This is a genomic window from Lacicoccus kunmingensis DSM 17847, assembly GCF_059568765.1.
Genome location: NZ_JCANUC010000002.1, coordinates 276,624 through 284,199 on the forward strand (window position 1 = coordinate 276,624; position 7,576 = coordinate 284,199).

General features: G+C 42.7%; 4 protein-coding genes, 23 tRNA genes and 1 rRNA gene. 1 reads left to right on the plus strand and 27 read right to left on the minus strand.

The genetic code is table 11. The features are described 5' to 3' along the window. Window positions 1-84 precede the first annotated feature (84 nt). The 4 genes from BO48_RS03950 to BO48_RS03965 form a co-directional block, all read right to left on the minus strand. Entirely contained in the window at window positions 85-1,800 is a 1,716-nt protein-coding gene (locus BO48_RS03950) for a prolyl oligopeptidase family serine peptidase (RefSeq protein WP_496366139.1), read from the minus strand. Window positions 1,801-1,876: 76 nt separating this feature from the next. After that, on the minus strand, window positions 1,877-2,491 hold the full coding sequence (locus BO48_RS03955) for a hypothetical protein (RefSeq protein ID WP_496366140.1): 615 nt from the start codon (window positions 2,489-2,491) through the stop codon (window positions 1,877-1,879). A gap of 80 nt (window positions 2,492-2,571) precedes the next feature. After that, window positions 2,572-3,480, minus strand: a complete 909-nt coding sequence (locus tag BO48_RS03960) for a pseudouridine-5'-phosphate glycosidase (RefSeq protein WP_496366141.1) — start codon at window positions 3,478-3,480, stop codon at window positions 2,572-2,574. After that, window positions 3,477-4,571 (minus strand): carbohydrate kinase, encoded by a 1,095-nt coding sequence (locus tag BO48_RS03965; RefSeq protein ID WP_496366142.1) that lies wholly within the window; start codon window positions 4,569-4,571, stop codon window positions 3,477-3,479. The genes BO48_RS03960 and BO48_RS03965 overlap by 4 nt, the downstream gene beginning before the upstream one ends. Before the next feature lie 211 nt (window positions 4,572-4,782). Here BO48_RS03965 and BO48_RS03970 point away from each other — a divergent pair. Further along, a tRNA-Leu gene (locus BO48_RS03970) sits at window positions 4,783-4,867 on the plus strand. A gap of 402 nt (window positions 4,868-5,269) precedes the next feature. Here BO48_RS03970 and BO48_RS03975 read toward each other — a convergent pair. From BO48_RS03975 to rrf, 23 genes are all read right to left on the minus strand, one after another. Continuing rightward, window positions 5,270-5,344, minus strand: a tRNA-OTHER gene (locus BO48_RS03975). Between the two features lie 18 nt (window positions 5,345-5,362). After that, a tRNA-Cys gene (locus BO48_RS03980) sits at window positions 5,363-5,433 on the minus strand. 6 nt (window positions 5,434-5,439) lie between these two features. Continuing rightward, window positions 5,440-5,511 (minus strand) — tRNA-Gln (locus tag BO48_RS03985). A 4-nt stretch (window positions 5,512-5,515) separates the two neighbouring features. Continuing rightward, window positions 5,516-5,591: transfer RNA gene (locus BO48_RS03990), tRNA-His, on the minus strand. A 2-nt stretch (window positions 5,592-5,593) separates the two neighbouring features. After that, a tRNA-Trp gene (locus BO48_RS03995) sits at window positions 5,594-5,667 on the minus strand. Window positions 5,668-5,671: 4 nt separating this feature from the next. Then, window positions 5,672-5,752, minus strand: a tRNA-Tyr gene (locus BO48_RS04000). Between the two features lie 5 nt (window positions 5,753-5,757). Beyond that, window positions 5,758-5,833 (minus strand) — tRNA-Thr (locus BO48_RS04005). A gap of 12 nt (window positions 5,834-5,845) precedes the next feature. Then, window positions 5,846-5,918 (minus strand) — tRNA-Phe (locus tag BO48_RS04010). A 26-nt stretch (window positions 5,919-5,944) separates the two neighbouring features. Continuing rightward, window positions 5,945-6,020 (minus strand) — tRNA-Asp (locus tag BO48_RS04015). A gap of 18 nt (window positions 6,021-6,038) precedes the next feature. Next, window positions 6,039-6,112, minus strand: a tRNA-Met gene (locus tag BO48_RS04020). A 20-nt stretch (window positions 6,113-6,132) separates the two neighbouring features. Then, window positions 6,133-6,225, minus strand: a tRNA-Ser gene (locus tag BO48_RS04025). 22 nt (window positions 6,226-6,247) lie between these two features. Continuing rightward, a tRNA-Ile gene (locus tag BO48_RS04030) sits at window positions 6,248-6,324 on the minus strand. A 3-nt stretch (window positions 6,325-6,327) separates the two neighbouring features. Continuing rightward, window positions 6,328-6,401: transfer RNA gene (locus BO48_RS04035), tRNA-Met, on the minus strand. 23 nt (window positions 6,402-6,424) lie between these two features. Continuing rightward, window positions 6,425-6,500: transfer RNA gene (locus tag BO48_RS04040), tRNA-Ala, on the minus strand. A 30-nt stretch (window positions 6,501-6,530) separates the two neighbouring features. Beyond that, a tRNA-Pro gene (locus BO48_RS04045) sits at window positions 6,531-6,604 on the minus strand. Between the two features lie 7 nt (window positions 6,605-6,611). Beyond that, a tRNA-Arg gene (locus BO48_RS04050) sits at window positions 6,612-6,685 on the minus strand. A gap of 10 nt (window positions 6,686-6,695) precedes the next feature. Next, window positions 6,696-6,784 (minus strand) — tRNA-Leu (locus BO48_RS04055). A 23-nt stretch (window positions 6,785-6,807) separates the two neighbouring features. Further along, window positions 6,808-6,882, minus strand: a tRNA-Gly gene (locus tag BO48_RS04060). A gap of 20 nt (window positions 6,883-6,902) precedes the next feature. Continuing rightward, a tRNA-Leu gene (locus BO48_RS04065) sits at window positions 6,903-6,987 on the minus strand. An 8-nt stretch (window positions 6,988-6,995) separates the two neighbouring features. Then, window positions 6,996-7,068 (minus strand) — tRNA-Lys (locus tag BO48_RS04070). Window positions 7,069-7,082: 14 nt separating this feature from the next. Then, window positions 7,083-7,158 (minus strand) — tRNA-Thr (locus BO48_RS04075). Between the two features lie 6 nt (window positions 7,159-7,164). Continuing rightward, window positions 7,165-7,240, minus strand: a tRNA-Val gene (locus BO48_RS04080). Between the two features lie 42 nt (window positions 7,241-7,282). Continuing rightward, a 5S ribosomal RNA gene (rrf, locus tag BO48_RS04085) occupies window positions 7,283-7,397 on the minus strand. Window positions 7,398-7,576: the final 179 nt, after the last annotated feature.

A 7,576-nucleotide genomic window follows, 5' to 3' on the forward strand; every position in this document is an offset into this window, starting at 1 on the left:
AAAAGCAAGTAGGAAACTTAAAAAAACTCTAAACCGAAGTATTATTTTACACAGGAATAAGTAATCGCTCTTCATAACACCCGTTTAAGGGTTTTTGACATTATTATGGTCACTCAGCTTATTGAAGAATTTTATAATTTCTTCATTCATATCATCAACATTTTCCGTGTGTAAAAATTGATGCCCTTCATTTTCATAAGCGATAAACTCTACGTCTTTGCCATGCTGCCTCATCTTCTCATACATCTGCTCGGATTCGGTATATGGCACCCTGACGTCATGTTTCGAATGGAATATTCTTAACGGTGCCTGGATCGCCGCAGCATTCTCAAGCGGTGCGATACGCTTCATGAATTTATCATCTTCACCGATAAAGCCGTATTCATGGGAACGGAGTGCCCTCCGCCACTTCGAAGTATTTTTAAGCAGCGTCTTCAGATGCGAGATGCCGACGATATCCACCGCCCCTTTCCACAATTCAGGATACTGTGTAACAGATAATAGAGTGATGAAGCCGCCGTAGCTTCTCCCCATTATGAAAGTACGCCCATCATCAGCCCCCTGGGCATCGATTAAATGCTCCCTCAAATAAACAACATCCCTGACCGCATCCAGCCGCTTCTCCTTATCATCCAGACCGATATAAAATTTATGATAGCCGGTACTGCCACGGATGTTCGGCACCGCAATCTGATAACCTTCTTTATATAATTTATAATACAGTTCGTTAAATTCTGGCCTCGCCTGTGATTCCGGACCGCCATGAATATTGATGATGGTTTTGATGCCGCTTCCCTCCTGGTCGTATAAATAATACGGAACATCCAAATCATCAAATGATATATATGTGCCTGTTGATATGGAGAAACCGGTTTCAATGGACGGGTTGCCGAACAACTTTTCAAGTGATTCGTTATTCAGGTCATAGCGGTAGAAATGATGAGGCTCTGACATGCCTGAATATAAAAAGTAAAGATGGTCTTTATTTTTCTTGAATGAATGGATGACCCCTTCAAAAGGAAGTTGCACCTCCGTCAATAATCGCTCGTTTATCTCATATTTATAGAGGCGGGAAAAACCATTTTCATTCAATGTCAGGTAAGCCGTATTTTTTTCAGATGACAAAGTAAAATGTTCTATATTCCATTTAAAATCTGTGATTCTTTCATAAGCCATCGTTTCTTTATTCAACGAATAAAGGTTTAAATAGCCATTGGTATAGTCACTGATGAAGATTGCCCGGTTGTCATCGATTGAAGTATAGTTTTTAAACCGGCCTTCCGGAAAAGGAAGTGATTGGATTTCGTTCTGAGCCATATCGTATAGGTAGATCTGCTGGTTGATGTTTGTTACGTCCTGGCTGATCAATAGACGGCCCTCATCATACTTGGATAAAACTTTAGTCGGCCTGTCGAATGTCTTCAACAGCTCGCCCTCACCGTCAAATGTGGAGGCATAAAGTTCGAAAAATCCTTTATCCTGGTGATTTCTCAAGTAGATGATTCTGTCATTGATCGTTGTGCCGTAATAATGGTAATGTTCCGGTGAGTCAGTGAGAGATATATTTTTATCTGCCAGCTTGAATTGCTCCCTTTCATTACCGTTAAAGTCTGTCGATATTATCAAGTGGTTGTCTGCAAACCAGTATTTTCTGACATTCTGTTTTTCGTCTGTCACCTGCTCTGTGGAACCATCATTCAGATTATACTTATGAAGTTCTCTTTTCCCGGTCTCGTCACTGATAAAATATAAATGGTCACCCTTAATCTTCATGTTCAAATACTTTACAAAATCTGACACCGTTATCACTCCTTTTGTATCTATAATACAAAAATACCCCAAACCTCTTCTCTTTGAAAGGTTTAGGGTACAAGCATCAGAAACTTTCTACTTTTCCTTCTGTAATTCTACGTTCGAGGAGTCTGTCACCGACGTAGATATAAATAAGTCCTGTTTCGAAATCAGTGAAATTTGATTTATAATATACTGCTTCATAGTCATAATCATCATTAATATTATCCACTATCATATAAGCACCGTCGATTTTTTTAAGAAAAACTCTCTTACCTGATGCATAATCAAAGAAATCATTATCCACTGCAAGGTTGAACGGAATGAAAGTTAGGAAAGTCTGTGGCATTTTGGACAATATATAACTCGACAGTGAACCCTGGAGAATAAGATCCATCAATTGTTCTCTGTCTTCCCCGATAATCAAGTGGTCCGTTTTCTTTTTCTGGGCATATTGAACTGCTTTTTCAAATGCATATTTAGGTACAGTTTCAATAATATCGAGGTTACAACCTAATTCTTCAGCACTGTTTTTAATCAGCTGGAAGTCTACTTCCTTATTGTACTTTAACTCATTGGAACTGATGTCGACAACAAGAACATTCAGGTTATCATCATTTTGAACCAACTCCAGGGCGTGCTTGACCATGCTCTCACCTTGAATACCATATTCAATTACAATTGTAACGTTTTTACCCATAACAAGTCTCCTCTGATCACAGATATGATATAAGTATGATTATAACATCTTGTCATAGAATTGATATATTTTATATTAATTTATTTATGATAATTTACAGCAATCTGTGTGCCGATTTTTGCGTTATTCTTAACAAGTTTAATATTTGTTTCCAAACTCTTGCCTTCAGTGCTCTCTACAACTTTACTCAGTAGGAATGGCGTTGAGTCTTTTCCATGGATACCCTTTTCCTGAGCTTCTTTAACTGCATCACCGATGATGCCGTCAATATAATTTCTGTCCATTGCATCTTCTTTTGGAATCGGGTTTGCCACTACAATGCCGCCGTGCAGTTCCAACTCATATTTTGTCTTCGCAATCGATGCAATCTCTTCAGTTGTGTCACTTGAAGCATTGAGCCCAATGCCGCTTTCACGTGTGAAGAATGCCGGCAATTCATCCGTCTGGTAACCGATAACCGGCACACCTTTTGTTTCAAGGTATTCCATTGTCTTATCAAGGTCCAGGATTGATTTGGCACCTGCACAAATGACTACGACATCAGTCTGTGCAAGTTCTTCCAAATCTGCTGAAATATCCATCGTTTCTTCCACACCTCTGTGAACGCCGCCGATGCCGCCTGTAACGAAGAAACGGATGCCCGCCATCTCTGCACAGATCATCGTTGATGCCACTGTTGTTGCCCCCAGCTGTTTTGTTGCGATCACCTGAGCCATATCTCTTCTGGACACTTTGGCTATACCATCTGTGTTGCCCATGATTTCAAGTTCTTCATCGGTTAATCCGATTTTGATCATACCGTCTATAATTGCAATCGTTGCCGGTACCGCTCCATTATCTCTTACAATCTGTTCAACTTCTTTAGCCATTTCGACGTTTTGAGGATATGGCATACCGTGTGAAATAATTGTCGATTCCAATGCCACAACCGGCTTATTCTCATCTAAAGCTTTCTGTACTTCTTCTGTAATGCTTAAAAATTGTTTCATTTTATTTCCTCCAGGTTTTTTAATAATTGATGCTCATCCAGGTCTTGTCTGACTGTATAGCTTGTTTCTATCGTTTTTCTGCTGTTGATCATACCCAGTTTAATCGTGTCTTCTATATCTACACCCTTCAGCCATCCGTATACAACCGCTGCAGAGAAGGAGTCACCTGCGCCCGTAACATCTGTTACTTTATCCGATTTCTCTATCTTGTGGAGTGTAGCCTCCCGTTCACTGCTGTATACAAGCGAACTCGAGCCATTTGTCACAATGACATTTTCCACACCGGCATTGTTCCATTTACGCGCAGCTTCTATTAAATCGTCTTCCGTTTCTATCTTCATGGTGAAATACGCTTCAGTTTCATCCCTGTTTACAATCATCCAGTTCACAGCATGCAGATTGTGCGGCAGATTTTTCATCTTCGGTCCCGATACAGGGATGAGGACCACTTTAATATCATGCTTCTCGGCATATGCACATAAAAATTCGAGAGATGCTCTCGGGATATTCAAGTCGGCAATAATACATTTCGCACGTTTAAGTATGTAAGTATTTTGAATCAGCACTTCAGGAGTCAGTTCATCATATACTTCCATATCCGCAAATCCGTATTCCATATCCCCAGTCTCGCTGATCAGCGCCGTATATGAACCTGTACTCTTATTACCGATCTGATGTACATAATCCAGATTGATGAACGGCGATGTCAAAGTTCTGATCGTATCCCACTCACTATCCACCCCACAAGCAGTAATAAGCGTCACATCCTGTGACAGACGGCCAAGGTTTTCACCGATGTTCCTCGCTACTCCGCCGATGGATTTAGTTGACTGAATAGGATTGGAAGTACCATGAATAAGTTGGTCTGTCACATAAAACTTACGGTCTACATTCGCAGCGCCGATACATACAATCGGATACTCATCATTCAAAACATAAGCCTTACCCTGAACATACTCTTTTTTAATCAGTCCGGAAATGATATTTGCCACCGTCGAGCGTGATAACCCGACCTTATCAGAAAGTTCCTGCTGGGATATAAAAGGATTTGCCTTTATATTATCCAAAACCATCTGTTCCTTCTCGTTCACATCCACACCTCCACAAAACATTTGTTTTAAATATAAACATTTGTTTATAATATAACACAAAGTGAGGAGATAAACAGTGATTTACTAAAAATAAAATGAAAAAAATTTATCCTCATCGCGTTAAAAATATTTTTGAAATTATAAAGTTTAATGTTGACCAATCAGGACTCTGTAAGTTATAATATTATTGTTGTCTTAAAATATTCCACATGCCACCATGGCGGAATTGGCAGACGCGTCGGATTCAAAATCCGATGGCCGTAAAGGCCGTGTCGGTTCGATCCCGACTGGTGGTACTACTTACCCTTGAAGTTTATACTTCAGGGGATTTTTTATTTTACCAGGAAGTTTTCCTTCTATAGAAAATACGGTTGGTGACTATTAAGTCACCAACCGTATTTTTTTGTAAATTGATGTAAAAGGCCTTCTCTCTCTTCATAAGTACTCCCTGGTACGTCAATACGTATAAGAACAGCCGGCCGGCTTGTATCGTTCATATAAGACCATTGTATTCATCCTGGAGTCTGCTTATATCATTAATCAAACCGATCAGGTAAGTCGATTATGGCAGTCTTATACTTATCCACTAATCTTTCATTATTATGAAATAATATAGAACAATTCAAAAAACCAGCTGCATATGCAGCTGGTTTCTATATAACAATTAATTTTAATTAATGAAACAATATAAAATAAAATGGAGCGGAAGATAGGATTTGAACCTATGTCTTGCTTCAGGTAGAAGCATGTTCTAAACACTAAACTACTTCCGCATATTAAAAGGGTGCTAAAGGCGCCAACCGGATTTGAACCGGTGATAGAGGATTTGCAGTCCTCGGCCTTACCACTTGGCTATGGCGCCAAAAAACTGGGCTGAAAGGATTCGAACCTTTGCATGACGAGACCAAAACCCGTTGCCTTACCGCTTGGCTACAGCCCAAAAATGGGGCGACCGATGGGTTTCGAACCCACGCATGCCGGAACCACAATCCGGTGTGTTAACCACTTCACCACGATCGCCATGGCAGGGGTAGTAGGAATCGAACCCACACCAAAGGTTTTGGAGACCTCTATTCTACCATTGAACTATACCCCTAGAATGGAGAGGGGCAGATTCGAACTGCCGAACCCGAAGGAGCGGATTTACAGTCCGCCGCGTTTAGCCACTTCGCTACCTCTCCATAAATGGTGCCGGCCAGAGGACTTGAACCCCCAACCTACTGATTACAAGTCAGTTGCTCTACCAATTGAGCTAGGCCGGCTATTTATAAAGGTGGTCCAGGACGGAATCGAACCGCCGACACAAGGATTTTCAATCCTTTGCTCTACCGACTGAGCTACTGGACCACAACTGTATTTTAATAAGTAAAAAATGGCGGTCCTGACGGGAATTGAACCCGCGATCTCCTGCGTGACAGGCAGGCATGTTAACCGCTACACCACAGGACCTTAATTGAAATCAAATAATTGCGGGAGTTGGATTTGAACCAACGACCTCCGGGTTATGAGCCCGACGAGCTACCGAACTGCTCCATCCCGCGATAATAATATTAAAAAATAATGGCGGAGGAAGAGGGATTCGAACCCCCGCGAGCGGTTAAGCCCCTGTCGGTTTTCAAGACCGATCCCTTCAGCCGAACTTGGGTATTCCTCCGTATGAAAATAAGTTAAAACGATGGTGGACCTTGCAGGACTCGAACCTGCGACCCAACGGTTATGAGCCGTTTGCTCTGACCAACTGAGCTAAAGGTCCGTATGGCGGTGGAGGGGATCGAACCCCCGACCTCACGGGTATGAACCGTGCGCTCTAGCCAGCTGAGCTACACCGCCGTGTCAAACTCAATAAATAATAATGGTGGAGACTAGCGGGATCGAACCGCTGACCTCCTGCGTGCAAGGCAGGCGCTCTCCCAGCTGAGCTAAGCCCCCATTATAATAAATAAGTAATAGTGAATCAAGTCGGGAAGACAGGATTCGAACCTGCGACCCCTTGGTCCCAAACCAAGTGCTCTACCAAGCTGAGCTACTTCCCGCTATAAACGCGCCCGAGAGGAGTCGAACCCCTAGCCTTCTGATCCGTAGTCAGACGCTCTATCCAATTGAGCTACGGGCGCAAAAAATATATGGTGCCGAGAACCGGAATCGAACCGGTACGGTAATTACTTACCGCAGGATTTTAAGTCCTGTGCGTCTGCCAATTCCGCCACCCCGGCAAACAGGGTAATGTAATATTAGTTGGAGCGGAAGACGGGATTCGAACCCGCGACCCCCACCTTGGCAAGGTGGTGTTCTACCACTGAACTACTTCCGCTTACTAATTAGAATAAATAATGGTGCGGGTGAAGGGAGTCGAACCCCCACGCTGTGAAGCGCTAGATCCTAAGTCTAGTGCGTCTGCCAGTTCCGCCACACCCGCATGAAACATGAGCCATAGAGGACTCGAACCTCTGACCCTTTGATTAAAAGTCAAATGCTCTACCACCTGAGCTAATGGCTCATTCTAATAATGAATGGTGCCGGCCAGAGGACTTGAACCCCCAACCTACTGATTACAAGTCAGTTGCTCTACCAATTGAGCTAGGCCGGCATTAAATGGTGGAGAATGACGGGTTCGAACCGCCGACCCTCTGCTTGTAAGGCAGATGCTCTCCCAGCTGAGCTAATTCTCCAAAATAGAATGGTACTATAAAGTTTTAATTATGTAAAGCACTGCCTGGCAGCGTCCTACTCTAACGGGACGTCAGTCCAACTACCATCGGCGCTGGAGAGCTTAACGACTGTGTTCGGCATGGGAACAGGTGTGGCCTCTCCGCCATCACTACCAGACAATGGTGCACTTGACGAATGCGACGATGTCACACTCAAAACCGGATAGAAGCAAATCAAAACATTCAAGTGTATTAACCTACACGGTACAAATCTTTGAATAAGTCGTCGATCGATTAGTATTCGTCCGCTGAATATGTTGCCATACGTACACGCCGAACCTATCTACCTCATCATCT